Raw genomic sequence first — 26,726 nt, forward strand, 5'->3', positions numbered from 1 at the left:
GTGCCCGACCAACCAGGAGACCTGGGTCAGGTCTGGAACCGTGTGATCGCGGACCTCTCGGGGGCCTCGTCGGGCTCCGGAGCCCACACTCTTTCCCAGCAGCAGCGCGCGTTCCTCCGCCTCACCCGCCCACTCGGGCTGATCGACGGCACTGCGCTCCTCGCCGCTCCGAGCGAGTTCGCGAAGGACGCGATCGAGCGGATCCTGCGTCGTCCCATCAGTGATGCGCTGGGCAGGCACCTCGGGGTGGCGGTGAATCTCGCGGTCGTCGTCGACGCCTCGGCGGCGGGCGGTGGCACCGAGGTGCCCGACCCGCCCGGCGCGAGCACGCGCCCCAACGCCGCCGTCACCGGCGGGGGGCACGGGCCCATGCACGGCGGCGGGCAGGGCCACGGCGGACAGGGCAGTGCCGACCCGCCCCAACGCGACGACTTCACCGGCTCGAACGGGTCGGCGTTGCCGATCACCGGTCCGCTGGCGCTGGGCGAGCCTGCCGGTGCGCACCTCGGCGGCGGCAACGGCGGACACCTGGGCGGCGGCAACGGCGGCTCCGGCATCGACGGGCGCACGCCGGAGGTGTGGCCCACCTACTCCGGACCGCCTGCGGGTGAGCAGGTCACTCCACGCTCGCAGACGCGGCTGAACGAGAAGTACACCTTCGACACGTTCGTCATCGGTGCGTCCAACCGGTTCAGCCACGCGGCCGCGGTCGCTGTGGCCGAGGCGCCGGCGCGCGCGTACAACCCGCTGTTCATCTGGGGCGACTCCGGGCTGGGCAAGACCCACCTGTTGCACGCGGTCGGGCACTACGCCCAACGGCTGTTCCCCGGCATGCGGGTGCGGTACGTGTCCACCGAGGAGTTCACGAACGACTTCATCAACTCGCTGCGCGACGACCGGAAGGTGGCCTTCCAGCGCCGCTACCGGGACGTCGACGTGCTGCTGGTGGACGACATCCAGTTCCTGGAGGGCAAGGAAGGCACCCAGGAGGAGTTCTTCCACACCTTCAACACGTTGCACAACGCCAACAAGCAGATCGTCGTGTCCTCGGACCGCCCGCCCAAGCGGCTGGAGACGCTCGAGGACCGGATGCGCACCCGCTTCGAGTGGGGCCTGATCACCGACATCCAGCCGCCCGAGCTGGAGACGCGGATCGCCATCCTGAGGAAGAAGGCCGCCCAGGATCGGCTCGCGGTACCCGGCGACGTCCTGGAGTTCATCGCCGAGCGCATCGAGCGCAACATCCGGGAGCTCGAGGGTGCGCTCATCCGCGTCACGGCGTTCGCGTCGCTGAACCGGCAGCCGGTCGACACCCAGCTCGCCGAGATCGTGCTGCGGGACCTGATCCCCGACTCGGCTGCGTCCGAGATCACGGCGCCCACGATCATGGCGGTCACCGCCGAGTTCTTCGGCGTCACGATGGACGAGCTGTGCGGGCCGGGTAAGACGAAGGCGCTCGCGCAGTCCCGGCAGATCGCCATGTATCTGTGCCGGGAGCTGACGGACCTGTCATTGCCGCGGATCGGCCAGACCTTCGGCGGTCGCGACCACACCACCGTCATGCACGCGGACAAGAAGATCCGCAACGAGATCGCACAACGTCGCAAGACCTTCGAACAGGTCCAGGAGCTGACGGCGCGCATCAAGCAGCGCGCCCGGCACTGAGCGCTGCGTTCACCGCCTCCAGCGCACCCGTAGTAATAAGGCCATCCGCCCCACTCCGCCCGTATCGCGTGCTGTGCGCTCGGTACGGAGGCGTTGATGCCCCTCACCGAGCCGGTCTGCGGCGAGTTGCGGCGGCGCGCCGGCTCTGTGGATCCCGGTCGCGCTCTCTTCCCGACGCCCCGCCGTGCGCTTGTGTACCGCCGTTCGGCGCACACCGGGGGTCCGTCGGCGTTCCATCCCATGACGCGCCGTGTTCAATACGGCCAAACCGGTGACTCAGCGTCCTCAACCCTGTGTCGGGAGGGAACTCTGTGAGTTCAGCACCGCGCCGCGACCCGTGTGGGACCAGGGAAACCAGTCGCACAGCGTTCTCACACGACCACTCTTCACCCACATCTGGGGACAACTCTGTGGATGGACGAGTTGGGGCCCGTGGACGGATCGGGTCGAAACGGTGGACAACCGGTGTTCAGCCGGGGGACAGATCGGGTCCCACCGCCGCCATCCACCGGGCAGGCTCGCAGACCACCCTGTGACCCCCAGCTCGATCCACAGGACGCCGCACCGCGTGACCTGCGGAAACGCTGTCCATCCACACTACCCACAGGCCCTAGTACTACTGCTGTTGTTCCCTTCCTGAAGAACTACACAAGAACAAGCGACGTGGATGGATTCGGAGCGGAAGCCGGATCGGGTCGCACCCTGGCCGGGATGACACCTGCGGTCCGGAGGCTCTACGGTGGGCTTCCGGCTCAGGCCGTGCCGGGCGAACCCAGCGGGTGCCCGGCGCCTCGACCGGCAACGACCACTCGGCCTCCCGCCGATGGGTCCACCCGAGCTCGTCCCCCACACCGCCAGTGCGAGAGGTCCCCCATGAAGTTTCGGGTCGAACGCGACGTCCTGGCCGACGCGGCCGCCTGGGTGGCTCGCAGCCTTCCGGCGCGGCCACCGGTCCCGGTGCTGGGTGGCGTCCTCATCGAGGCGTCCGGCGGTGCGGACGGTGATCGGCTGACGGTCTCCGGGTTCGACTACGAGACCTCGGCCCGCGTCGAGTTGGACGCCACCATCGGCGACCCGGGCCGCGTACTGGTGTCCGGCCGGCTGCTCGCCGACATCACCCGCGCGCTGCCGTCCAAGCCGGTCGACCTGGTGGTCGACGGGTCACGCGCCACGATCAACTGCGGCAACAGCCGGTTCAGCCTGCCGACGATGCCGGTCGAGGACTATCCCCAGCTGCCGGCCATGCCGCAGCTCGCGGGCACCGTGGCCGCGGGCGAGCTCGCGCAGGCGGTCGCCCAGGTCGCGGTCGCCGCCGGCCGCGACGACACGCTTCCGATGCTCACCGGCATCCGGCTGGAGATCGAGGGGGCGCGGCTCACCCTCGCCGCCACCGACCGGTTCCGGCTGGCGGTCCGCGAGCTGGACTGGACCCCGGAGGACGCCGCGCAGTCCAGCGCGGTCCTGATCCCGGCCCGCACGCTCGCCGAGGTCGCCAAGACGCTCGCCGGTGCCGGCACCGTCGAGCTCGCACTCTCGGCAGGCGACGGGATGCTCGGCATCACCGGCGCGGGCAGGCGCGCCACCACCCGGCTGCTCGACGCGGAGTTCCCGCGTTTCCGTCAGCTCATCCCGGCAGAGCACACCAGCGCCGCCGTCATCGAGGTCGCGCCGCTGGTCGAGGCGATCAAGCGGGTGGCACTCGTCACCGACCGCGTGGCTCAGGTGCGTATGGAGTTCGGCGAGGACGGTCTCCGGCTCGCCGCGGGCGGCGATGACGTGGGCAGCGCGGAGGAAGAACTCCCGTGTGAGCTCGACGGCGGCCCGCTCACCATCGCGTTCAACCCCGGTTATCTGCTCGACTCGCTCGGCGCGCTGCACACCGCCCGCGCCCAGCTGACCTTCACCACGCCGAACCGCCCGGCCCTCGTCCGGCCGGTGCCGGCCGCGCCTGCGGAGGACAATGGCGGCGAGGAGACTGCAGAGCCGGTGCCCGGCTACCTGCACCTGCTGATGCCCGTTCGCCTCCCCGGCTGATCGGTACGAGCGCGGGCGAGCTCCCCCCGACGAGACACACCAGGAGTGGAACCGTGCAACTCGGACTGATCGGTCTGGGCCGGATGGGTGGCAACATGCGCGACCGGCTTCGTGCCTCGGGGCACGAGGTGGTCGGGTACGACCCCCGCCCGGACGTGACCGATGTCGACTCGCTCGCCTCGCTGGCGGCGGCCCTCACCGCGCCGCGCGTGGTGTGGGTGATGGTGCCATCGGGCGAGCCCACCCGGAGCACCGTGCGCGCGCTCGCCGACGTGCTCGAGCCGGGTGACCTCGTGATCGACGGCGGCAACTCCCGCTACACCGACGACGGTCCGAACGCCGCGCTGCTCGACGACAAGGGGATCGGCTACCTCGACGTCGGCGTGTCCGGCGGGATCTGGGGCAAGGACAACGGCTACGGGCTGATGGCCGGCGGGTCGGCGGAGCACGTCGAGCGCGCGCTCCCGATCTTCGACGCGCTCCGCCCCGAGGGGCCGCGCGAGGAGGGCTTCGTGCATGCGGGCCCGGTCGGCGCCGGCCATTTCTCCAAGATGGTCCACAACGGCATCGAGTACGGCCTGATGCAGGCCTACGCCGAGGGCTTCGAGCTGCTGTCGGCGGTCGACCTGATCACCGATGTGCCGGGTGTCCTGCAGGCCTGGTCCCGTGGCACGGTCGTGCGCTCGTGGCTGCTCGACCTGCTGGTCGCGGCGCTGAAGGACGACCCGGGCCTCGCCTCCCTCGACGACTACGTCGAGGACTCCGGCGAAGGTCGGTGGACGATCGAGGAGGCGATCAAGCACGCGGTGCCGCTTCCGGTGATCTCCGCGGCGCTGTTCGCCCGGTTCGGCTCGCGCCAGGAGGTCTCGCCCTCGATGAAGGCCGTGGCCGCACTGCGCCACCAGTTCGGTGGGCACGCGGTGAAGTCGGCCGCCGGACCGTCGGGCACGCCCGGCGAGCACGCGGGGCCGAGCTCGGGCACGGGCTCGACCCAGAGCTGATGCACCTGCGGCGTCTCGCCGTCGCCGACTTCCGGTCGTGGGAGCAGGCCGAGCTCGAGCTGGAGCCCGGCGTCACGGTCCTCGTCGGCCCGAACGGGGTGGGCAAGACCAACCTCGTCGAGGCCGTCGGGTACCTGGCCACGCTGGGTTCGCACCGGGTCGCCACCGATGCTCCGCTGATCCGGCGGGGCGCCGAGCGGGCCGTGGTGCGCGGGCTGGTCGTGCACCACGGGCGTGAGCTGGGCATCGAGCTGGAGATCACGGCCGGCCGGGCCAACCGCGCGCGGGTGAACCGGGCACCGGTCGCGAAGACGCGTGACGTGCTGGGGATCCTGCGGACGGTGCTGTTCGCGCCGGAGGACCTCGCGCTGGTTCGGGGCGATCCCGGCGAGCGCCGCCGGTTCCTCGACGACCTGCTGGTGTCGCGGTTTCCGCGGTACGCCGCGGTGCGGGCCGACTACGACCGGGTGCTCCGGCAGCGGTCGGCGCTGCTCAAGACCGCGCGCAACAGCCGCTACTCCGGCCGCTCGGCCGACGCCTCCGGTGGCGACCTGAGCACGCTCGACGTGTGGGACGGCCACCTCGCCCGCCACGGGGCGGAGTTGCTGGCCGGCCGCCTGGAGCTGGTGGCGGCCATCGGCCCGTTCGCCGTCGAGGCGTTCGCCGAGGTCGCGCCCACCTCCGACCCCATCGCGCTGGTGTATCGCTCGAGCCTCGAGGGGGAGCTGCCGACCTCGGTCGCCGAGCTCGAGGTCCTCCTCCTCGAGGCGCTGGCCGCGGTGCGCCGTCAGGAGGTGGAGCGGGGCGTGTGCCTGGTCGGGCCGCACCGTGACGACCTCGAACTGCGGCTGGGCGACGGGCCGGCGAAGGGGTACGCCAGCCACGGGGAGTCGTGGGCGCTCGCGCTCGCGCTCCGGCTCGGCTCCTACCGGCTGCTGCGTGACGACGACGTCGAGCCGGTCCTCGTGCTCGACGACGTGTTCGCCGAGCTGGACTCCCGGCGGCGCAGCGCGCTGGCCGCGGTCGCCCGTCGCGCCGAGCAGGTGCTGATCACCGCCGCGGTGCCCGAGGACGTACCCGACGGCCTGTCCGGCGTCCGGTTTGCGGTGGGCGGCGGTACTGTCGAGCGACTTCCGCAAGAGGCCACGTCAGCGCAGTCCGTGTGATCTCTGACACCTGTGTACAAGGTTGTGGATACTGTGGATAACTTCCGCTCCCCTGGTGATGACGAGCAGAAACGACCGCCCGCCGTGCGTCGAGAACCGCCCAACGCGCCTCCTTCGAGTCCTGCTGTCCCCAGGCCTGGGGATGAATCGAGCGGAACCGCTGGGCGCTCGGCCGCCGCGGGGAGGGGCGCCGACATCGCCCGCGAGGCGCTCCGGGCCGCCCGCGAGGCGTCGGCGGAACGCACCGCGCAGCGGTCCGCGGAACGGCAGGGGCGCAAGCCGGCGGCGGGCCGGAGCAGGCGACGGCGGTGGTCCGGTCCCGGACCGGACGACCGTGACCCGCAGCCGTTCGGCAGGCTCGTGTCCCGGGTGTCGCTGGACCGCGGCTGGTCGCCGCGCCTCACGGACGCCACCGTGCTCGGGCGGTGGCCGAACCTCGTGGGCTCGGAGATCGCCGACCACTGCACCCCGCTGTCGCTGCGTGACGGTGAGCTGGTGCTGCAGGCCGAGTCGACGGCGTGGGCCACGCAGCTGCGCACGTTGCAGCGTCAGCTGCTGGTCCGGCTCGCGGCCGCGGTGGGCAAGGACGTGGTGCGCAGGATCCGCGTGGTGGCACCGTCGGGGCCGAGCTGGCGCCACGGTCCACGGCACGTGCGGGGCCGCGGACCGCGCGACACCTACGGCTGACCTGGGCGGAGGCCGCCGTTCGGGTGGCCGGGGCGGCAGACGGCGACTCAGCGCCGCGTGACTGCCCCACAGCCCGTTCGCAACCCCCGCGCGGCCGTCGTGACCCGCCGAAGTCCACGATCGGCTGTCTGAGACGATTTGAGGGGTCTCCTAGGCGCGTTTCTGTCGTAGCGCACCGGTATGATGGGAGACGTGTTCCGGGCGCTCCCCGATCGCCCGGTCGAAAGGCCCCGACGTCGGACGGCGCTTACCCGCGCGTTCCCGGCCGACGGGCCCTCGTGGCGAGGAGACAGGCAGCCCGTGCCGGAGAAGAAGAACGCCTACAGCGCGTCGTCCATCACTGTGCTCGAGGGGCTGGAGGCGGTTCGCAAGCGCCCCGGCATGTACATCGGGTCCACCGGTGAGCGCGGTCTGCACCACCTCATCTGGGAGGTCGTGGACAACGCCGTCGACGAGGCGATGGCCGGCTACGCCACGCGCGTCGAGGTCACGCTGCAGGACGACGGCGGGGTGCGCGTGGTCGACGACGGCCGTGGCATCCCCGTCGGCATGCACCCGGTGGAGAAGCGCCCCGCCGTCGAGATGGTGCTCACCATGCTGCACGCGGGCGGGAAGTTCGACAGCGACTCCTACGCCGTGTCCGGCGGCCTGCACGGCGTCGGTGTGTCCGTGGTCAACGCGCTGTCCACAGCGCTCGACGTCGAGATCCACACCGACGGCTTCGTCTGGCGGCAGCACTACGCGCGCTCGGTGCCCGGGCCGCTCCGCAAGGGCGAGCCCACGAAGAAGACGGGCAGCACCGTCACGTACTGGGCCGACGGCGACATCTTCGAGACGCTGACCTACAACATCGAGACGATCCGCCGCCGCCTGCAGGAGATGGCCTTCCTCAACAAGGGCCTCACGATCACACTGCGCGACGAGCGCAACGGCGACAACGGCGAGGCGGAGGAGCCCGACGCCGAGGGCTACGTGGCGAAGGTCAAGGAGTACACGTTCTGCTACCCGAACGGGCTCGAGGACTTCGTCGCGCACCTGAACAAGAGCAAGGACCCGATCCACAAGAAGCTCGTCTCGTTCACGGGTGAGGGCACGGGCCACCAGGTCGAGGTGGCGATGCAGTGGAACTCCGGCTACACGGAGTCGGTCTACACGTTCGCCAACACGATCAACACGCACGAGGGCGGCACCCACGAAGAGGGCTTCCGCTCCGCGCTCACCACCACGGTCAACCGCTACGCGCGCGACAAGAAGCTGCTCAAGGAGAAGGACCCCGCGCTGTCGGGCGACGACATCCGCGAGGGGCTCGCCGCCATCGTCTCGGTGAAGGTCAAGGAACCCCAGTTCGAGGGGCAGACCAAGACGAAGTTGGGCAACACCGAGGTGAAGTCGTTCGTGCAGCGCGTCAGCAACGAGTGGCTGGCCGACTGGTTCGAGCGCAACCCCACCGAGGCCCGCACCATCGTCAACAAGGCGGTGCAGTCGGCGCAGGCTCGCGCCGCTGCGCGCAAGGCCAGGGAGCTCGTGCGGCGCAAGAGCGCGGGCGACATCGGCGGACTGCCGGGCAAGCTGGCCGACTGCCGGTCCACCGACCCGTCGAAGTCCGAGGTCTACATCGTGGAGGGCGACTCCGCGGGGGGCTCGGCCAAGTCGGGTCGCGACTCGATGTTCCAGGCGATCCTGCCGATCCGGGGCAAGATCATCAACGTCGAGAAGGCGCGTATCGACCGCGTCCTCAAGAACACCGAGGTCCAGGCCATCATCACGGCGCTGGGCACCGGCATCCACGACGAGTTCGACGTGGCGAAGCTGCGCTACCACAAGGTCGTCCTGATGGCCGACGCCGACGTCGACGGCCAGCACATCCGCACGCTGCTGCTCACCCTGCTGTTCCGCTTCATGCGGCCACTGGTGGAGCACGGGCACGTGTTCCTCGCCCAGCCACCGCTCTACAAGATCAAGTGGGGTGGCCGCGGCTCCGAGCCGGAGTTCGCCTACACCGACCGCGAGCTGCAGGGACTGCTCGAGGCCGGCCGGGCGGCGGGCAAGAAGCTGCCGAAGGACGAGGGCATCCAGCGCTACAAGGGCCTCGGCGAGATGAACGCCAAGGAACTGTGGGAGACCACGATGGACCCGGCCAACCGGTTGCTGCTGCAGGTCACCCTCGACGACGCCGCCACGGCCGACGAGCTGTTCTCGATCCTCATGGGCGAGGACGTCGAGTCGCGCCGCTCGTTCATCACCCGCAATGCCAAGGACGTGCGGTTCCTGGACGTGTAGTCCCCGCGCCCACCGCCCGAGCCGTACGAGCAGAGAAGGACCATGACCGACACCCTCGACCCCACCCTGCCCCCACCGCCCGGCGGTGGCGACCGAACCGAACCGGTCGACATCCAGCAGGAGATGCAGCGCTCCTACATCGACTACGCGATGAGCGTCATCGTCGGCCGCGCGCTGCCGCTGGTCGAGGACGGGCTCAAGCCGGTGCACCGGCGCGTCCTGTACTCGATGGGGGAGAACGGCTTCCGCCCCGACCGCAGCTACGTCAAGTGCGCGCGCGTCGTGGGCGAGGTGATGGGGAACTACCACCCGCACGGTGACTCCTCGATCTACGACGCGCTCGTGCGGCTGGCCCAGCCCTGGGCGCTGCGCTACCCGCTGATCGACGGGCAGGGCAACTTCGGGTCCCGCGGCAACGACCCGGCTGCGGCGATGCGCTACACCGAGTGCCGCCTGTCGCCGCTGGCCATGGCGATGCTGCAGGACATCGACGAGGAGACCGTCGACTTCGCCGACAACTACGACGGCAAGACGCAGGAGCCCCTCGTCCTGCCGTCGCGGGTGCCCAACCTGCTCATCAACGGCAGCGCCGGGATCGCCGTCGGCATGGCCACCAACGTGCCGCCGCACAACCTGCGTGAGGTCGGCGCCGGCGTCGTGTGGGCGCTGGACAACTGGGAGGCCACCGACGAGGAGCTGCTCGCCGCGCTCATGGAGCGCGTCAAGGGCCCCGACTTCCCCACCGCCGGGCTGATCGTCGGCCGCGACGGCATCGAGCAGGCGTACCGGACGGGTCGCGGCTCGGTGCGGATGCGCGCCGTGGTGGAGGTCGAGGAGGACGCCAAGGGGCGCGCCATCCTCGTGGTCACCGAGCTGCCCTACCAGGTCAACCCGGACAACCTGATCGAGTCGATCGCCGCGCAGCACCGCGACGGCAAGATCGCCGGGATCGCCGAGATCAACGACGAGTCCTCCGACCGCGTCGGCATGCGCATCGTCATCACGCTCAAGCGTGACGCCGTCGCCAAGGTCGTGCTGAACAACCTCTACAAGCACACCCAGCTGCAGTACGGCTTCGGCGTCAACATGCTGGCGATCGTCGACGGGGTGCCGCGCACCCTGCGGCTCGACCAGGTGGTGCGCAACTACATCCGCCACCAGATCGAGGTCATCGTCCGGCGCACCCGCTACCGCCTCCGCAAGAAGGAGGAGCGGGCCCACATCCTGCGCGGCTACGTCAAGGCGCTCGACGCGCTCGACGAGGTCATCGCGCTGATCCGCGCGTCGGAGACGGTCGACGTCGCCCGCGACGGCCTGATCCAGCTGCTCGACGTCGACGAGATCCAGGCCCAGGCGATCCTCGACATGCAGCTGCGGCGCCTCGCCGCACTGGAGCGTCAGAAGATCATCGACGAGCTCGCCGAGATCGAGCGGGAGATCGCCGACCTGCAGGACATCCTGGCCAGGCCCGAGCGGCAGCGGCAGATCGTCCGCGACGAGCTCACCGAGATCGTCGAGAAGCACGGCGACGACCGACGCACCCGCATCGTGGCCGACGACGGCGACGTCACCAACGAGGACCTCATCGCCGTCGAGGACGTGGTCGTCACGATCACGCAGACCGGCTATGCGAAGCGCACGAAGACCGACCTCTACCGGGCGCAGAAGCGCGGCGGCAAGGGCGTGCAGGGCGCCACGCTGAAGCAGGACGACATCGTCGCCCACTTCTTCGTGTGCTCCACACACGACTGGATGCTGTTCTTCACCAACAAGGGGCGGGTCTACCGGCTCAAGGCCTATGAGCTGCCGGAAGCCAACCGCAACGCCCGCGGCCAGCACGTCGCCAACCTGCTCGCCTTCCAGCCCGACGAGCACATCGCCCAGGTCATGCAGATCAGCGACTACCAGGCGGCGCCCTACCTGGTGCTCGCCACCCGCACCGGCCTGGTGAAGAAGTCGCGGCTCACCGACTTCGACTCGCCCCGCACGGGCGGCCTGATCGGCATCAACCTGCGCGAGGACGACGAACTGGTCGGTGCGGTGCTCTGCTCCGCTGAGGACGACCTGCTGCTGGTGTCCGCCGAGGGCCAGTCCATCCGGTTCACGGCCAGCGACGAGGTGCTCCGGCCGATGGGACGCGCCACGTCCGGGGTGCTGGGGATGCGCTTCAACTCGGGCGACCGGCTGCTCTCGCTCGGCGTCGTCCAGCAGGACAAGTTCGTGCTGGTCGCCACGGCGGGCGGCTACGCGAAACGTACGCCGATCGAGGACTACCCCGTGCAGGGTCGCGGGGGTAAGGGTGTTCTCACGCTTCAGTACGACCGGCGCCGTGGCACTCTGGTTGGCGCGCTCATCGTCGGCATCGACGACGAGCTGTACGCGATCACCTCGACCGGAGGGGTGATTCGCACGTCGGCCCGCGAGGTACGCAAGGCCGGCCGTCAGACGAAGGGAGTGCGCCTGATGAATCTCGGTGAAAGCGCCACCCTCCTGGCGGTCGCCCGCAACGCGGAGGACGACGCGGACGATGCGGACCTGAACGGCGCTACCACCGCCGAGCAGTGATGCGCCGAGCCGGCAACACCCCACCTGGCCCCGAGGAGACGTTCACCTCGTGAACGACAAGACGCGAAAATCGAGTGAGCCCGACGGCCGTGGCCGGGTGGCGACCGGAGAGTCCGCTGCTGCTCAGCAGCGTGCGGGTGGCGCCGAGGTCGCCGCTCCGGAGGGGGCCGCGGGTTCCGCCGAGGCGCCTGTCGCGAACGGGGCCGGCGCCCCTGCCGGTACACCGGCCCAGGAACCGGTCGCTCCCGCGGTGCGCGTCTCGGAGGGTGCCGTCGCACGGCCGAAGGACGAGCGCGACTCGCCCCGGCTCGATCCGGAGGGGCCCGAGGCGGTCACCACGGAGTTGCGGTTGACCACAGCGGAGAACGGCTCCGGCCCGCGGCCGGCGCCGGAGCCCGCGGAGGCCTCTCGTGCTGCGGCGGCGCGTCCGTCCTCGGGATCGTCGGGCGCGCGTCCCGCCGCGTCTCCAGGTCCGGCTCCGTCCCCGGGCCCGGCAGCGGGGCCGCCACCGTGGCACCGGATGCCGGGGAAGGACGCGCCGGAGAAGCCCGAGAAGGCCGCCGACGAGCGACCTGCCGGTGGCCTGCTCGAAGAAGCCCCCACCACCTTCCTCGAGCCCGCCACCCACGGCGACGGTTCGTCGGAGACCGATCCGGCGCCGGACAGCGACTCGCTCGCGACCGGTCGGCCCAGGCGTAGCCGCCCGCCGCGCCAGGCGGCGCTGCAGCTCAAGCGCCTCGATCCGTGGTCGGTACTGAAGCTCGGTCTCGTGCTGGCCGTGGTGCTGTTCTTCATCTGGATGGTCGCGATCGGGGTGCTGTACGGCATCCTCGACGGGATGGGTGTCTGGGACCGGCTCAACGGCACCTACGCCGACCTGGTGTCGGGTGAGACCCCGACCGGCAGCCCGCTGATCAGTGCCGGGCGCGTGTTCGGGCTCGCGGCGGTCATCGGCGCGATCAACAGCCTGCTCTTCGCCGTCGCCGTCACGATCGGGGCGTTCGTCTACAACGTGTCGGCCGACCTCGTCGGCGGCATCGAGGTCACGCTCTCCGAGCGCGACTGACCCCCGACCGGCGGTCCTCCGGAAGGGGGAGCCGGTGGGGGGCGGCTGGAGACGCTGGGGTAATCTCGTCTCCGCCGCAGGGGCCCATAGCTCAGTTGGTTAGAGCGCGTCGCTGATAACGACGAGGTCGCTGGTTCAAATCCAGCTGGGCCCACTACCCATCCCCGGGACAGGCAGGACGTGAACCCGTGAAGAAGATCATCGCTGTCGTCGCCGCAATCGCCGCAGGCGCCCTTGTGTTCTCGAAGGTCCGTGCGTCCCGTTCGGACAACGACCTCTGGCATGACGCCACCAACAACTGAGCCTGGTGTGCTCCCGCCCACCGCGGGCGGGTAACGTCCTCGCTCAGCACGGGGACGTAGCTCAATTGGCAGAGCACCGCCTTTGCAAGGCGGGGGTTAGGGGTTCGATTCCCCTCGTCTCCACCAGCACCAACATCTCCGCGAGAGATCGTCCCGTCAGGGTCGTGCGCGAAGGTGGCACACGCCTATGGTCGGCGTCCTTCCTTGCCGCTCATCCGGCAGCAGGACCTGGTCGGGAGCTCTTCAGGTGATTCGGCTGGGGCCTGTCACGCCAGGAGGGCGCGCCAGCGGTCGGCCGACTCGATGACGTCGAGACTGACCCGCTCCAGGAACGCCCCCGTTTTGGCCATCCGCTGCCCCACGGGCCTGTCGAGCCCGAGCTTCTCCGCTGCCGCCGTCGCGGCCCGTGCAGACTCGAGCGTCTGCTGCGCGCCGAGCACGACCGAGTGGTACCAGGCGGCGTCGTCGACCACGTAGATGTCGCGACGTCGCTGCGGATCGCGCTCTCTCCGGACGTATCCGTGCTCGACCAGGTAGTTCACGGCCACCGAGACGGAGGCCGGGCTGACGTTCAGCCTGCGGGTCAGCTCTGCCGCGGTGCGCCTGCCGTCCTCGGACAGCAACAGGTCGAGGTGTACACGCGCCGTCATCCTCGGCAGCCCCGTCCGGACCGCCATCTCGATGATCTCCTCTTCCACCGCGCTGGTGGGCGATCCGGCCTCGCGCGGGGGCGCCGGTGTGCCACGCCGCGCCCGCTGGACCGCTGCTCGGTGCGCCTGCTGGGGCCGGTAGCCGCCGGGGCCGCCGTTGCGTCCGATCTCCCGGCTGATCGTCGAGGTCGGCCGGTCGAGCCGCCTGGCGATCTCCGCGTAGGAGAGCCGGGTGGCGAGGCCGGCCGCGATGCGCTGGCGGTCCTGCTGGGTCAACCGTCCTCTCGGCACGCCGCCACTATTGCCTTCGCCGTCAGCAATTGCAACGCAGCATTGCTTTCGAGCCCAGCGTCATCGCACCATTTTCCCCCGTCTATCTGGGAAAACGTATCTAGATCTTTGACGGGATTCTGAACGCAACGTAGCTTTCCGATCGAACCGAACATGCTCCATCGCGAGATCGGGAATGATCATGAGTGAGTCCGTCCACACCGTCGCGACGCTGCCGACGGCGCGTCAGCCGGGCTGCCCCTTCGACCCGCCGGCAGAGCTGATCGACGCCCGTCGGCACGGCCCCATCAGCCGTTACCCCTTCCCTGACGGGCACGAGGGCTGGCTGATCACCGGATACGACCTGGTCCGATCGGTACTGGCCGACTCCCGGTTCAGCTCACGCAAGGAGCTCATGTTCCACCACCCGTTGATCGACTACACCGGCGTGGAGGTCCCTCCGGCGGCGCCCGGCGAGTTCCTCCTCATGGACGAGCCACAGCACGGGCGCTATCGGAAACCGCTGGTGGGCAAGTTCACCGTGCGGCGGATGCGGCAGCTCACCGAGCGCGTGGAACAGATCACCGCCGAGCACCTGGACGCCATGGAGAAGTCCGGGCCGCCGACGGACCTGGTGACCGCGTTCGCCACGCCCATCCCCGCCATCATGATCTGCGAGCTGCTGGGGGTGCCGTACCAGGACCGGGGCTACTTCCAGAAGCAGGTCGAGTCGTTCATGAGCGGGGAGACGAGCGACGAGGACCTGATGGCGGCCTACACCGCGACCCAGACCTACCTCGCGGAGCTCGTGGCCGCCAAGCGCGCGAACCCCACTGACGACGTGCTCAGCGACCTCACCGACAGCGACCTGACCGATGAGGAGCTGAGGGGGATGAGCCTGATCCTGCTGGCGGCCGGGCTCGACACCACCGCGAACATGCTGGCACTGGGCACCTTCGCGCTGCTGCGCAACCCGGCGCAGCTGGCCGCGCTGCGCGCCGATCCCACGCTCGCCGACCAGGCCGTGGAGGAGCTGCTGCGGTATCTGAGCGTCGCCAAGACGTTCATGAGGACAGCGCTGGAGGACGTGGAGCTGGATGGCCAGACCATCGAGGCCGGTACCGCCGTCATCCTGTCGTACAACACCGCGAACCGCGACCCCGAGCGCTTCGCCGATCCCCAGGTGCTCGACCTCCGCAGGCAGGACGGCGGTCACCTGGCCTTCGGCCACGGTATCCACCAGTGCCTGGGTCAGCAGCTGGCCCGCGTCGAAATGCGCGTCGCGTTCCCCGCGCTGGTCAACCGCTTCCCCACGCTGCGCCTGGCCGTCCCTGCTGAAGAGGTGGGCCTGCGCCCGGAGACCGCGGACATCTACGGGGTGAAGAGCCTCCCCGTCACCTGGGACATGTGACCGCAAGCCGGTGACGGGCTCGATCAACGCCGGATTTGTCGGGGTCGGGTCCTACCCTCGATCACATGCCGTTGTCCCTGGAAGAGCGACAGAAGTTCCTGGCCGAGCCGCGCATCGCCGCGCTGTCCGTGTCCGCGGGGCCGGATCGCGGCCCCCTGACCGTGCCCATGTGGTACCAGTACGCCCCGGGCGGCGAGGTCTGGGTGCTCACCTCGGTCGCATCCGTGAAGGCCGAGCTCATCCGGGCTGCCGGCCGTTTCACGTTGATGGTCGATCGTGTCGAACCGACGATAAGGTACGTGTCGGTGGAAGGGCCGGTCTCGCGGACCGTTCCGGGCACGGACGAGCACCTGTGGGAGATCAGCAGGCGGTATCTGCCGCCCGGCGAGGTCGCCGCCTACGTCGAGTTCGCGAAGGCCGACCACGGTGAGCAGATCTGCATCTTCCTGCGCCCGGAGCGGTGGCACTCGGCGGATCTGGGGGGCTCGTCCTGACCTGACCTGGCATACCGCCCGGACGGTCGCGAGGATTCGTACCCATCGTCCATACCGTCCCTGACGTGCCTTTTTCCGCGCCCACCGGGTCCTCGGAGAGGACTAGTGTCCGAAGTGGGGAATGAAGCGCGGAGGACGACGTGGCCGACTGGGACGGGCATGGGCTGCCGCCTGTTGCGGCCGAGCGGGCGCGGCGGGCGGCAGCGGGTGGCGCCTGGACGTCGTTGCTCTCTGCGCCGGCTGCGGCCGGCTTGCAGGTGGCCGGGTTCGAGCCCGTCGGAGAGGTGATGGGCTCGATGGTCCAGCAGATCGGCTGGACCGGGTACCAGGGCTGCGGTATCTACGGCGGTGTCTACGGCGGCGCTTACGGGGGGTGGGCCACCCCCACGATCACGTCGTCGGCGCCCACCCGGTTCGCGGGCTTCCGTCCCTACGTGGACGCGCTCTACCGCGGCTACGGCACCGCGATGAGCCGCATGGCCCAGGAGGCGGCGACGATCGGCGCCGACGGCGTCGTCGGGGTCGGACTCGTGATGTCCCAGCTCGACGGCGGCGCGCGTGAGTTCACCGCGCTGGGCACCGGTGTGCGTGCGCGTGGCAGCGTCCGACCGTCCCGGATCTTCAGCACCCACCTGCCGGGACAGGACGTCGCCAAGCTCGTCGCGGCCGGCTGGATGCCGACCGACCTCGTCTACGGCATCTCGGTGGCCATCCGGCACGACGACTGGCAGACCCGCCAGCAGGCCGCGTGGGGCTCGGGCAACACGGAGGTCACCGGTTACACCGAGCTGATCAGCCACACGAGGGCCGACGCCCGGCACCGGCTCGCCGGGCACGTGCGGGAGTCGGGGGCCGACGGCGCGATCGTGTCGTCGATGGACCTGCATGCCTGGGAGATCGAGCCCGGAGAGAACCACCGCGACCACGTCGCCGAGGCGGCGGTCTTCGGCACCGCTCTGGTGCGTTTCCACACCGACACCGCGGCGCCGACGCGGACGTTGACCTACCTGCCGCTCCGTTGACCCACCCTGGAGATCCTGTGACCGCCGACCCGACAGCGCTGGGCGTACCCGAGGACGCGATGCGTCGCCTCGCCGAGATGCGTCCCGGGCAGGCGACGAGCCTGTTCACCTCCGACCTCTCGGTGAACGAGTTCCTGCTCGTGCGGGAGGCCGGTTTCCGGCCGGTGGGGCTGGTGCTCGGCTCGAGCATCTACCACGTCGGTTTCCAGATGGGCCGGTGGAACCGCAACCAGGAGCTCACCACGCTGTCGCAGGCGATGTACCACGCCCGGGAGCTCGCGATGACGCGGATGGAGGCTGAGGCCGACCAGCTGGGTGCCGACGGGATCGTCGGCGTCCGGCTGCACATCGAGTTCAAGGAGTTCGGCGCCGACCTCGCCGAGTTCATCGCCGTGGGCACCGCGGTGACGGCCGACGAGCCCCGCACGCCCGAAGGCGTGTCGTGGCGCAACAACAAGAACCAGCCCTTCACGTCCGACCTGTCCGGACAGGACTTCTGGACGCTCGTGCAGGCCGGGTACGCGCCACTGGGCATGGTGATGGGCTCGTGCGTCTATCACATCGCCCACCAGCGGTTCTGGCAGGCGATGGGCAACGTCGGGCAGAACGTCGAGCTGCCGCAGTTCACCGAGGCGCTCTACGACGCCCGCGAGCTCGCGATGAGCCGGATGCAGGCGGAGGCGGAGCAACTGCACGCCGAAGGGATCGTCGGGGTGCAGCTGCTCTCGCACGGTCATCGGTGGGGTGGTCACACCACGGAGTTCTTCGCCATCGGCACGGCGGTGCGTCCCCTGCGCCCCGACCATCGCATCCCGACCCCCCAGCTCGTGCTGCCGCTGACGGACGGGTGACGCGGTGACGATGGAGCCGAGCGGCCTCGGGCCGATGGGTGACGTGCAGCTGCTCGCGGCCACCCTGGGATCCGACCGCACCGACGTCGCCTCCTACGCGAGGGTCCTCTCCGGGGCACTGGCCGGTGCCCTCCCGACCGGGATGGTGGAGGTGGACCGCCGGCGCGGGATGGGCGACCGGATCGCGGGCCGGAAGGGGCGCGTGGTCGCGGTGGTCGTGCACGGCGAGGGACGGCAGCTGGGGTTGCGCGAGGGACCGCACGGCACCGTGGAGGCCGAGGTGCGCCAGGTCGTGCGGGACGTCGTGATCAGCAGGCGCACCGTCACCATCGAGCAGTGGTTGCAGGCACTCGCCGAGGACCTCACCCGGGTCGCGGCCCGTGACGCCGCGGCCCGGGTGGCACTGGAGCGGCTTCTCGCCGGCGGGGTCTGAGCCGGGTCAGATCGCCGGTTCGGCGGCGGCCTCGGCCTCCTCGATCACGAGCGCCTCGGCCACCCGGTCCGGGGGCAGCGCGACCTGGATGCCGATGTAGAAGATCGCCAGCGCGAACACGGCCACCACGCCGAGGTCGACCCACGGCGGGATCACTCCGATGCCGCCGTACTGGCCCAGGTAGGAGATGATCCCGAGGCCGATGAACCACGGCAGGACCCAGAGCATCGCGCGTCCGTCCAGGGGCCCGCTCGAGGCCTGCTTGCCCAGCAGGCGCGAGATCACGAAGACCACCATGCCGGCCGCGAGCAGGATCAGCAGCTTCTCGACGGTCTGCCACGACGCCCAGTAGACGATCTCGCTCGCGAAGATGAAGGCGATCGGCGAGATGACGGCGGCGCCCTTGAGCCGGTAGGGACGCGCCCGGTCGGGGTCGTTGCGACGCAGCGCCATGAGCGTGACCGGAGCGAAGCCGTACATGATCACGACGGCTGAGGTGATAAGGCCGACGAGGCTCTGCCAGCTCGGGAACGGCAGGAAGCAGATGATCCCGACCACGAACGCCAGTAGCAGCGACACCCACGGCACCCCGGCCTTGTTGAGCTTGGCGGTCGACCGCGGGATGTAGCCGGAGTGCCCGAGTGCGTAGGACAGGCGCGACGCGGTGCCGATGTACACCAGACCGGTTCCGGCAGGTGAGATGAACGCGTCGATGTAGAGGATGACGGCGAGCCAGCCCACGCCGAGTGTGGTGGCCAGGGTGGCGTAGGGGCCGTAGTCGCCCTTGCCGACCGGCGCCGCCCAGCCGTGCAGCAGGTTGGCCGGGTCGAGCGCGCCGATGAACGCGATCTCGAGCCCGATGTAGATGACCGTGCCGATGAGGACGGCACCGATCACGGCCCGCGGGAGGTCACGCTGGGGGTTGCGCGACTCGCCGCCCAGTTGGACCGCCTGCTCGAAACCCTGCAGGGCGAACACCACACCGAGTGGCAGGGCCGCGAACACGCCGTGCGCGCCGAACGGGGCGAAGCCGCCGCCCGCGGTGAAGTTGCCGGCGTGGAAGGACACCACGATCAGCACGATGACGGTCAGGACCGGCACCGCGACCTTCCACAGCATGGTGACCCGGTTGGACTCCGCCAGCCACTTGACGCCCATGATGTTGATGGCGGTGAAGACGGCCATCAACAGGACGGCGATGACGAGTCCGAGACCGGTGAGGGCGCCGTCGGCGTTCACCAGTCCCGGCCAGGCGTGGTCCAGGTAGCTCAGCGCGGCCTCGACCTCGATCGGAGCGAGGGTCACCGCCTGCAGCCACCCGACCCAACCGGCCGCGAACCCGGCCAGTGCGCCGAACGCGATGCGCGGGTAGCGGGCCGTGCCGCCCGCGAAGGGGTACGCGGCCGCCAACTCGGCATGCACGAGAGCGAGCAGCACCATCACGACACCCGCCAGCAGCCACGACAGCACCGACGCACCACCGGCAGCAGTGGCCGCGGTGAGAGCGCCCAGCAGCCAGCCGGAACCGATGATGGAGCCCAGCGAGATGAACATCAGCGGGATCGGCCCGACGTCACGACGCAGGCCGGGCACCGCCGTTCTCTCACGTCCGGCGGAGATTTCGGTCATGGGGAATGACTCCGATCAGGGGGACTGCGGACAGCGCACGTACAAAGTAAATTCGGCTTTGCTATTCGCCCGTTCGATGGTGGCAGCGTACGTGTGAGATAACGCCAGTAAAAGGGTGTAGCGAGACCCGGCTCCACCGGTTCCCGAGAGGCTGTCCGAAATGCCAAGATTGGTTGATCGGATGCGCTCAGCGCAGCCAGAACCAGGCCAGACACGCAAGGCCCGCGACGATGCAGTAGATGCCGAACGGGCGTAGCGAGCGGGTCTCGAAGTAACGGGTGAGATACCGCACCGACACGTAGGCGCCGACTCCGGACAACAGGCTGCCGACCAGGATCTGGGGCCGGATGCCGTCGCCGAGAGGGCCGGCGAGGTCGCCGACCTTGAGCAGGCCGGCGGCGAGGATCACGGGCGTGGCAAGCAGGAAGGAGAAGCGTGCCGCGTCGGCATGGGAGAGCCCCTTGACCAGGCCGGCGACCATCGCGGAGCCGGACCGGCTGATGCCCGGGGCGAGCGCGGCGATCTGCGCCGCGCCGATCAGCACCGCTCTACCCAGGGGAAGCTCGGCGAGCCGGCGGTCCGCCAGTTCCTCGGCGGTTGCGGGCGCCGGCGTACGGCGCGGCGCGCCGCCATGGCTGAGGTCGGCGGCGCGGACCCGGGTCAGCGGGACGGTGGCGGGATCCTGGACCAGCGGGACGGTCGCCGGATCGGGGTCGCGCGCTTCGGACCGTTGCCTCAGCCGCTCCCCCACGAGCAGGAGCACGCCGTTGACGACGAGAAATGCGGCAGTCGGCTGCGGCCTGCTCAGGTAGACCCGGAACACGTGCTCCAGTACCAGGCCCGCGAGTGCCACCGGAATGGTCGACACGACGAGTAGCCAGCCCAGCCGCTGATCGGGCTCGGTCACCTCACGGCGGACGATGCTGGTGACGAGGCCCCGGATGATGCGGGCCCAGTCGCGCCAGAAGTACACGACGAGAGCGAGAGCCGTGGCCACGTGCAGTCCGACGACGAAGGCCAGGTACGGCGACTCCGGTGAGCTGACGTCGAGATCCTGGGCCCAGCTGCCTCCGATCACCGCGGGAATCAGCACGCTGTGTCCGAGGCTGGATACCGGAAAGAGCTCCGCGACCCCCTGTAGGCCACCGATCACGATCGCTTCCAGCCAACTCAAGGTGCCCACTGCGGTGCTCTCCTCGTTGCAAATCGGCGCTCGGTCCGCACCCTAATGGAAATGCCGCATCGAGGTTCGGGTCGGTGGTCGGAGCGAGAACATGTCGGGAAAAGCCGGATAGGATCCGGGCGCCGGGAATAACCGACACGGATAGTTGGTCCGTTCTGTGCGGGAATTCCGATCGGCCGGCTCCCGGTCGGTGCTGAGGTGGAACAGGACGCAGAATCGACGCCATGGTGAACTCGCCCGGCCGGCAGGCCTGAGCCATGGCCTTCGTCGCACTCGACACCGCGGTCCGACTCGGCACCGACGCGCTGCGCGCCCTCGGCTTCGACGGGTCGGAGGCCGCGATCGTCCTCGACCACCTCATGGACTGCGAGCTCCGCGGGCTCTCCTACAGCGGCCTCGCCCGGATCCTCAGCATCGCCGACCGGTTCGGCCACACCCCGCTGACCGGTGCGGACATGCGGATCACGCGGGAGTCGCCGGTGTCGGCGCAGCTCGACGGCGCCGACCGCATCGGCTACCTCGTGGGCCGCCGCGCCACCGAGATCGCGGTGGAGAAGGCCCGGACATCAGGTCTGGCCGTGGTGGGGGCGAACCGCACCTGGTACACCGGCATGCTCTCGTACTACGCGGAGATGATCACCGGGGCCGGGATGGTCGCCATGCTCGCGTCGAACGCGACGCCGTGGGTGGCGCCGTACGGCGGCACCGAGCCGCGCTTCGGCACCAACCCGATCTGCTTCGGGTTCCCCACCGGCGGCGAGGTTCCGGTGATCTGGGACATCGGCATCTCCGAGATCATCCACGCGCAGGCGGTGCTCGCCCACCGCACCGGGCGCCGGTTGCCGCCCGGCTCTGCCTACGACGCCGCAGGTGAGCCGACCGACGACCCGGTGGCGGCGCTGTCCGGTGCTTTCGCCGCCTGGGGTGGCCATCGGGGCAGCGGGCTCGGCATCGTCGTGCAGCTCCTCGGCATGCTGGCCGGGTCCCCCGCCGCGCCGCCGCAGCTGGAGGACTTCGGCATGCTCGTGCTCGTGCTGCGGCCGGACCTCTTCGGCTCGGCCACCGAGTTCGAGCAGCGGACCGCGGAGTTCGCGGCCTCCGTACGGGCGACCCGTCCGGTCGATCCGGCCGTGGCCGTGCGCATGCCGTTCGAGCGCTCGGTGGCCGTGCGTGCCGACCGGGTCGCCGCAGGGGGCATCGACGTCGAGCCGGCCGTGCTGGAGGCACTCAGCGAGCTCACCTCCAGGCACTGACCCCCGCCGCGGCGGGGCACTGCTGACGTCGCCGGTCTCAGCCGAGGTGGCGTAGCTGCGGCCAGAGCCGGTCCCACGGCACCAGCTGGTCGCGTGCCACCCACACCGGGGTGCCCTGCTCGTCGTTCTCGAGCCCGACCCCGTTGTCGACCCGCCCCGCGTGCTCCACCCGGCCGAACCACCTGCGCAGCTGCTCCTCCTCGAACCCCACGGCGATCACGGTCGTGGCGTCGGGGGGTGGTCCCCACGTCCAGTAGGAGTTGTGGCCGCTGTAGGCCGGACGGAGCTCGGGCAGATAGCGGTCGACGGCGCCGGCCTGCCCGTAGTTGCGCGTCAGAACGGCGACGCGCTCGGAGGCGGGGACGGCGTGGCGGGCGGCGGCGACGGTGGCCGCCAGGCGGGGCCAGCCGACGGTCTCCCCCGCGTCGTAGTTGATGTCGACGATCGGCGTCGCGGCGAGCCGGTGGTCGGGCACCAGCGGCAGCATGAGGACGCTCGCCGTGACCGCGCTCAGTACGAGCGCCACGCCCAGGCTTACCGCCCGCCCCGCCCCGGAGCGCGCCCAGGCCAGCACCGGCGCCGCCCCGGCGGCGAGCAGCACGGGGTAGAGGCCAGCCAGGTAGTACGGCTTGCCGCCGGTGACGAGGAACAGCACCGCGAGCACCACGTAGGCCACGGCGAAGGAGCGCCACGTGCGGAGCCGGGGATCACGCGCGAGGCGCCACCACCCCAGAGCCCAGACGGGGACGAGCGCCGGGCTCACCAGGATCAGCTGGAACGGGAGGAACACGTACCAGGGCTCGCTGGTGCCCGAGCCGCCCGCGGCGATGGCAGCGGAGAGCGCCAGCTGCGGGAACCCGTTTGCGGCCTGCCAGACGAGGTTGGGCGCCCACAGCACCAGCGCGAGCAGCCCGCCGAGCCACGGCCACGGCGAGCGCAGTGCCGGGCGCGGTCCGGCCACCAGCACCCCCACCAGCAGGGCGCCCAGCAGGAACGCGGGAAGGAACTTGTTCTGCAGCCCGATGCCGGCGACGAGCCCGACGGCGAGCCACACCTGGCCACCATCGCGCAGGGCCCGCACGACGAGCCAGGAGATCGCGGTCCACACCAGCAGGTCGATCGACGTGGTCGAGAGCATGTGGCTCACCACGGGCAGTACCGCCGAGGCCGCCATGCACGCGGCCGCGAGGACCTGCGCACCCCGCCCGGCCCCGAACTCGCGGGCGAGCAGCCCGGTGAGCAGCACGACCATCCCGGCGATCACCGCGGACGGGAGCCGCAGCCCGACCAGCGAGCCGTCGAAGAGGGTGTGGAGGGCGTGTGCGAGCAACGGGGTGAGCGGGGGCTGGTCGGCGTAACCGAAGGCGGGCTCGGATCCGGCGCGGATGAAGTACAGCTCGTCGCGGTGGTAGCCGTACCGGCCGGCCACGGCCAGCAGCAGCACCGTCACGGCTGTGGCGAGCGCGCCGAGCCCGGTCCACGCGACGGGCTTCCGGCCGGGTGCACGATCCGCAGCGCCGATCTCCCCCGTGGCGCTGATCACGCGTGGACGGTACCGCGCCCTGTTTGCCCCGTCTGAACTTTTTCTCGTCGACCTCACGGCGGCGGACCGGTGCGCAGTCCGTTGTTCCACGTGGAACAACGTGGTGGTCACCGCCGCCTTGCGATGATCGCGGTATGACCGTGATCTGTGTGCTCACCAGGGGTGACCAGGAGTTCTTCGTCCGTCGCGCCCGTCGCGCCGACGTGCCGCACCTGGTGGCACTGCTCGCCGACGACCCGCTCGGACGGGGCCGGGAAACCGCCGAGCTCAGCGCCTACGAGGCCGCGTTCGCCGAGATCGACGCGTCTGACGAGCAGCTGCTGGTCTGCCTGACGACGAGCTCGGACGAGGTCGTCGGCACCATGCAGCTCACGTTCACCCGGGGGCTCTCCCATGGTGGGGGGCTGCGGGGTCAGCTGGAGGCGGTACGGGTGCACAGCTCGTACCGCGACCGCGGGCTGGGACGGCTGTTCGTCCAGTGGGCGATCGACGAATGCCGCGGCCGCGGCTGCGAGCTGGTGCAGCTCACGTCGGACCGCTCGCGCGTCGACGCGCACCGCTTCTACGAACGGCTGGGGTTCGTCGACTCCCATCGAGGTCTCAAGCTCGCCGTGCCGGCGTACTGACGGGTGCCGGCTCCGTGCCGCGGCAACCAGGAGCGGTGGCCGCGGCACGAACCGTGCGGGCGTATCAGGCGAGGATGTCCCCGGCGAGCGACGCAGCGTCGAACTGCGGTGCGTCCAGGTCGGTCGGGGCGGCATCCGTGACGGTGCTCAGGGCGTCGAGGCTCGGGGTCGCCGGGAGCTCGGGCAGGTCGGCGGGGAGCGCCGGGAGCTCGGGCAGCCCCGCCTCGGGGAGGGCCGGCAGTTCGGGGAGCCCCGGAAGGCCGGCATCGGTGAGCGCGGGGAGTTCGGGCAGGCCGGCATCGGGGGCCGACGGCAGCTCGAACGCCGACGCGTCGGGCAGTGCCGGAGTCTCCAGACCGGCGGCGGCGAACGACGGGGCCTCGAACGTGAACGCCTCCGGCAGCTCCGCCAGGTCGCTGGTCGGTGCGGCAGGCAGGCTTCCGAGGACGTCCGGGAGGGACGCCGCATCCGGCAGGGCCGGCGCCTCGAGTCCGTCGACGCCGGGCAGGGTCGGCAGCTCGGGAGTCTCGGCCGCGAAGGCGTGACCGGCGAAGCCGACCCCGAGGGCTGCGATACCGGCCGCTGCGGCGGTCGTACGGATGGTGCGCCGGGCGAAACTGCTCATGTGGGGGGTTCCCTTCGTACTGGTGGCGTCGATGTCGACGGTGATCGACCGACGTTGATCAACTTGGACAACGAAGGCTTCGGTGACTGGGTGTGCCGATCAGCACGGAGTGATCACGATTCACTCTTTCCGGTGGTCGAGAACCCGTCGGAGCGAGTGGGTTCACCAGGACGGATGACGTCCGAGCCCTTGACGGTGGGACGCGAGTGAACGATCACGATCCGGATTCGGCATCATCACCGGAATGGCGTTGCTCGTACGGGTCGGAACCGGGATCGGTCTCGGGATGGGTCTCGGGATCGGCGCCGGTGCTGCCGGAGTCGGCTGGTTCTACTCCTCGCTTCTCCTGGACACGTCCGAGCGCCCGCTGTACCCGGAGCGCGTGCTCGCCTCCGACGACGCCACCGTCACGCTGGCAGCCTCGCGGTTGACCTCCCAGCCGGGGACGTGGGGCCTGCGGTGGCCCGGTCCTGACGGGCGGCCCGACAGCGGCGGCGGGCTGGCGGTGATCGGACCCGTCACAACGGTGCGGCGGCGCGAGGTGGTCCGTCCGCTGCTGGGCGGCCCGGTTCCGCGGCCCGGCACCTCCGCCGTCCTCGACGCCGGCCCGTACGACCCCGATCCCGGGGCGCGCGGCCTGGCCTTCGACGATGTCGAGGTCGTCGGGCCGCTAGGTCCCTGCCCCGCCTGGCTCGTCCCGGCGGACGGTGACACCTGGGTGGTGATGGTGCACGGCCGCGGCGGCTCGCGCCGGGAGGCACTGCGGGTCCTGCCCGCCCTGCACGGGATGGGCCTCCCCGGCCTGGTGGTGACCTACCGCAACGACGTGGGCGCGCCGAGGAGCCCGGACGGCTTCTACCACCTCGGGGACACCGAATGGACGGATTTGGAGGCAGCCGTCCGCTTCGCTAGGGACCGCGGTGCCCGGCGGGTCGTGCTGTTCGGCTGGTCCATGGGTGGCGCGATCATCGCGGCGCTGCTGGACCGCTCGCCCGAGGCGGCAGCCGTGGCTGCCGTCGTCTGGGACGCGCCGCTGGTGGACTGGCGGGCCACCCTGCGGCAGCAGGCCCGCAACCGCAGACTGCCGCCCGTCCTCAGCCGGCTCGCGACGGCGATGACCAGCAGGCGGATCGGAATCGACTTCGACCGCTTCGACCTGCGACGGCGCCCACCCGCCCACCGTCCGCCCACGCTGATCGTGCACAGCACCGGGGACACGGCCGTCCCGGTGGGGCCCAGCCGGGACCTCGCGGCCGCGGCGCCCGCTCTCGACTGGCCGATGCGCTACCTCGAGGTGCCTGCCGTCGAGCACACGGCGTCCTGGAACGCCGACCCCGCCGCGTACGAACGTGCTGTCACATCGTTCCTGGCCGAGGTGCTGCGCTGACGCCCGGGAGGCGGGCTGGCACCATGTAGACGTGACGGAACCAGGTAACTCCAAGCACACCGCGACGTTGCGGACGAACCAGGGCGATATCCGCATCACCCTCTTCCCGGACCACGCTCCGAAGACGGTGGAGAACTTCGTCGGGCTCGCGACCGGCCGGAAGAGCTACTCGCAGCCCAATGCGAGCGGCGGGGACTCCGGCCCGTTCTACGACGGCTCGGTCTTCCACCGGGTCATCAGCGGGTTCATGATCCAGGGCGGCGACCCCACGGGCACCGGACGGGGTGGCCCCGGCTACCAGTTCGGCGACGAGTTCCACCCCGACCTGCGCTTCGACCGCCCCTACCTGCTGGCCATGGCCAATGCCGGGCCCGGCACCAACGGATCCCAGTTCTTCATCACCGTCGGCCCCACGCCGCACCTCAACCGCAAGCACACCATCTTCGGTGAGGTGGCCGACGCCGAGTCCAGGGCGATCGTCGACGCGATCGCCACCACCAGCACCGACCGCTCCGACCGGCCGCTCAACGAGGTCGTCATCGAGCGCGTCGAGATCTCGGACTGACCGAGCGGTGAGCCACCC

General features: G+C 70.5%; 23 protein-coding genes and 2 tRNA genes. 20 read left to right on the plus strand and 5 right to left on the minus strand.

Annotated features, from left to right (window positions below; genetic code table 11):
* From dnaA to ACQPZA_RS00055, 11 genes are all read left to right on the plus strand, one after another.
* Positions 1 to 1,665: a chromosomal replication initiator protein DnaA gene (gene dnaA, locus ACQPZA_RS00005; RefSeq protein ID WP_169399591.1), complete on the plus strand. Its 1,665-nt coding sequence runs from the start codon at positions 1 to 3 to the stop codon at positions 1,663 to 1,665.
* Between the two features lie 873 nt (positions 1,666 to 2,538).
* Positions 2,539 to 3,699 carry a DNA polymerase III subunit beta gene (gene dnaN / locus ACQPZA_RS00010; RefSeq protein ID WP_433277275.1) on the plus strand — a complete coding sequence of 387 codons (1,161 nt, stop codon included), beginning with the start codon at positions 2,539 to 2,541 and terminating at the stop codon, positions 3,697 to 3,699.
* A 53-nt stretch (positions 3,700 to 3,752) separates the two neighbouring features.
* The gene (gene gnd, locus ACQPZA_RS00015; protein ID WP_433277277.1) at positions 3,753 to 4,700 is read left to right on the plus strand and encodes a phosphogluconate dehydrogenase (NAD(+)-dependent, decarboxylating); all 948 of its coding nucleotides are present in this window, start codon (positions 3,753 to 3,755) and stop codon (positions 4,698 to 4,700) included.
* Positions 4,700 to 5,866 carry a DNA replication/repair protein RecF gene (recF, locus tag ACQPZA_RS00020; protein WP_433277279.1) on the plus strand — a complete coding sequence of 389 codons (1,167 nt, stop codon included), beginning with the start codon at positions 4,700 to 4,702 and terminating at the stop codon, positions 5,864 to 5,866. Before gnd ends, recF begins: the two co-directional genes overlap by 1 nt.
* Before the next feature lie 360 nt (positions 5,867 to 6,226).
* Positions 6,227 to 6,553 (plus strand): DUF721 domain-containing protein, encoded by a 327-nt coding sequence (locus ACQPZA_RS00025; RefSeq protein ID WP_433277281.1) that lies wholly within the window; start codon positions 6,227 to 6,229, stop codon positions 6,551 to 6,553.
* A gap of 300 nt (positions 6,554 to 6,853) precedes the next feature.
* The gene (gyrB, locus tag ACQPZA_RS00030; RefSeq protein ID WP_169399586.1) at positions 6,854 to 8,833 is read left to right on the plus strand and encodes a DNA topoisomerase (ATP-hydrolyzing) subunit B; all 1,980 of its coding nucleotides are present in this window, start codon (positions 6,854 to 6,856) and stop codon (positions 8,831 to 8,833) included.
* A 42-nt stretch (positions 8,834 to 8,875) separates the two neighbouring features.
* Positions 8,876 to 11,398, plus strand: coding sequence for a DNA gyrase subunit A (gyrA, locus tag ACQPZA_RS00035; protein ID WP_344014942.1), 2,523 nt, complete (start codon positions 8,876 to 8,878; stop codon positions 11,396 to 11,398).
* Positions 11,399 to 11,918: 520 nt separating this feature from the next.
* On the plus strand, positions 11,919 to 12,464 hold the full coding sequence (locus ACQPZA_RS00040) for a DUF3566 domain-containing protein (protein WP_433277283.1): 546 nt from the start codon (positions 11,919 to 11,921) through the stop codon (positions 12,462 to 12,464).
* Positions 12,465 to 12,544: 80 nt separating this feature from the next.
* A tRNA-Ile gene (locus tag ACQPZA_RS00045) sits at positions 12,545 to 12,618 on the plus strand.
* Between the two features lie 34 nt (positions 12,619 to 12,652).
* Positions 12,653 to 12,766 carry a DLW-39 family protein gene (locus tag ACQPZA_RS00050; RefSeq protein WP_312859057.1) on the plus strand — a complete coding sequence of 38 codons (114 nt, stop codon included), beginning with the start codon at positions 12,653 to 12,655 and terminating at the stop codon, positions 12,764 to 12,766.
* A 50-nt stretch (positions 12,767 to 12,816) separates the two neighbouring features.
* Positions 12,817 to 12,892, plus strand: a tRNA-Ala gene (locus ACQPZA_RS00055).
* Positions 12,893 to 13,032: 140 nt separating this feature from the next.
* Here ACQPZA_RS00055 and ACQPZA_RS00060 read toward each other — a convergent pair.
* On the minus strand, positions 13,033 to 13,692 hold the full coding sequence (locus tag ACQPZA_RS00060; RefSeq protein ID WP_433277286.1) for a MarR family transcriptional regulator: 660 nt from the start codon (positions 13,690 to 13,692) through the stop codon (positions 13,033 to 13,035).
* Positions 13,693 to 13,888: 196 nt separating this feature from the next.
* Here ACQPZA_RS00060 and ACQPZA_RS00065 point away from each other — a divergent pair, with 196 nt between their 5' ends.
* From ACQPZA_RS00065 to ACQPZA_RS00085, 5 genes are all read left to right on the plus strand, one after another.
* Positions 13,889 to 15,097, plus strand: coding sequence for a cytochrome P450 (locus tag ACQPZA_RS00065; RefSeq protein WP_433277288.1), 1,209 nt, complete (start codon positions 13,889 to 13,891; stop codon positions 15,095 to 15,097).
* A 65-nt stretch (positions 15,098 to 15,162) separates the two neighbouring features.
* A complete protein-coding gene (locus ACQPZA_RS00070; RefSeq protein ID WP_433277290.1) occupies positions 15,163 to 15,591 on the plus strand; it encodes a pyridoxamine 5'-phosphate oxidase family protein in 429 nt (142 codons plus the stop codon).
* Between the two features lie 140 nt (positions 15,592 to 15,731).
* On the plus strand, positions 15,732 to 16,613 hold the full coding sequence (locus ACQPZA_RS00075) for a heavy metal-binding domain-containing protein (protein ID WP_433277292.1): 882 nt from the start codon (positions 15,732 to 15,734) through the stop codon (positions 16,611 to 16,613).
* Positions 16,614 to 16,630: 17 nt separating this feature from the next.
* Positions 16,631 to 17,464 carry a heavy metal-binding domain-containing protein gene (locus tag ACQPZA_RS00080; protein WP_312859058.1) on the plus strand — a complete coding sequence of 278 codons (834 nt, stop codon included), beginning with the start codon at positions 16,631 to 16,633 and terminating at the stop codon, positions 17,462 to 17,464.
* 10 nt (positions 17,465 to 17,474) lie between these two features.
* Positions 17,475 to 17,897 (plus strand): hypothetical protein, encoded by a 423-nt coding sequence (locus ACQPZA_RS00085; protein WP_433283147.1) that lies wholly within the window; start codon positions 17,475 to 17,477, stop codon positions 17,895 to 17,897.
* Positions 17,898 to 17,903: 6 nt separating this feature from the next.
* On the opposite strand, the gene ACQPZA_RS00090 is transcribed toward ACQPZA_RS00085, so the two are convergent.
* The gene (locus tag ACQPZA_RS00090; protein WP_433277295.1) at positions 17,904 to 19,526 is read right to left on the minus strand and encodes an APC family permease; all 1,623 of its coding nucleotides are present in this window, start codon (positions 19,524 to 19,526) and stop codon (positions 17,904 to 17,906) included.
* 187 nt (positions 19,527 to 19,713) lie between these two features.
* Positions 19,714 to 20,709, minus strand: coding sequence for an undecaprenyl-diphosphate phosphatase (locus ACQPZA_RS00095; protein ID WP_433277297.1), 996 nt, complete (start codon positions 20,707 to 20,709; stop codon positions 19,714 to 19,716).
* Positions 20,710 to 20,966: 257 nt separating this feature from the next.
* Between ACQPZA_RS00095 and ACQPZA_RS00100 the strand changes: the two genes are divergently transcribed.
* Complete coding sequence (locus tag ACQPZA_RS00100) at positions 20,967 to 21,962, plus strand: Ldh family oxidoreductase (protein WP_433277299.1); 996 nt, start codon at positions 20,967 to 20,969, stop codon at positions 21,960 to 21,962.
* Between the two features lie 37 nt (positions 21,963 to 21,999).
* Here ACQPZA_RS00100 and ACQPZA_RS00105 read toward each other — a convergent pair whose 3' ends face one another.
* Complete coding sequence (locus ACQPZA_RS00105) at positions 22,000 to 23,505, minus strand: glycosyltransferase family 39 protein (protein WP_433277301.1); 1,506 nt, start codon at positions 23,503 to 23,505, stop codon at positions 22,000 to 22,002.
* 134 nt (positions 23,506 to 23,639) lie between these two features.
* Here ACQPZA_RS00105 and ACQPZA_RS00110 point away from each other — a divergent pair, with 134 nt between their 5' ends.
* A complete protein-coding gene (locus ACQPZA_RS00110) occupies positions 23,640 to 24,131 on the plus strand; it encodes an N-acetyltransferase family protein (RefSeq protein WP_433277303.1) in 492 nt (163 codons plus the stop codon).
* Between the two features lie 64 nt (positions 24,132 to 24,195).
* Here ACQPZA_RS00110 and ACQPZA_RS00115 read toward each other — a convergent pair whose 3' ends face one another.
* A complete protein-coding gene (locus ACQPZA_RS00115) occupies positions 24,196 to 24,756 on the minus strand; it encodes a hypothetical protein (RefSeq protein WP_433277305.1) in 561 nt (186 codons plus the stop codon).
* 244 nt (positions 24,757 to 25,000) lie between these two features.
* Here ACQPZA_RS00115 and ACQPZA_RS00120 point away from each other — a divergent pair, with 244 nt between their 5' ends.
* Both ACQPZA_RS00120 and ACQPZA_RS00125 read left to right on the plus strand, forming a co-directional pair.
* Positions 25,001 to 26,143: an alpha/beta hydrolase family protein gene (locus tag ACQPZA_RS00120; RefSeq protein ID WP_433277307.1), complete on the plus strand. Its 1,143-nt coding sequence runs from the start codon at positions 25,001 to 25,003 to the stop codon at positions 26,141 to 26,143.
* A 31-nt stretch (positions 26,144 to 26,174) separates the two neighbouring features.
* Positions 26,175 to 26,708, plus strand: coding sequence for a peptidylprolyl isomerase (locus ACQPZA_RS00125; RefSeq protein WP_169395583.1), 534 nt, complete (start codon positions 26,175 to 26,177; stop codon positions 26,706 to 26,708).
* Positions 26,709 to 26,726 lie beyond the last annotated feature (18 nt).

Origin of the sequence: Pseudonocardia xinjiangensis, from assembly GCF_050948425.1 — a bacterium.
Lineage (GTDB): Bacteria > Actinomycetota > Actinomycetes > Mycobacteriales > Pseudonocardiaceae > Pseudonocardia > Pseudonocardia xinjiangensis.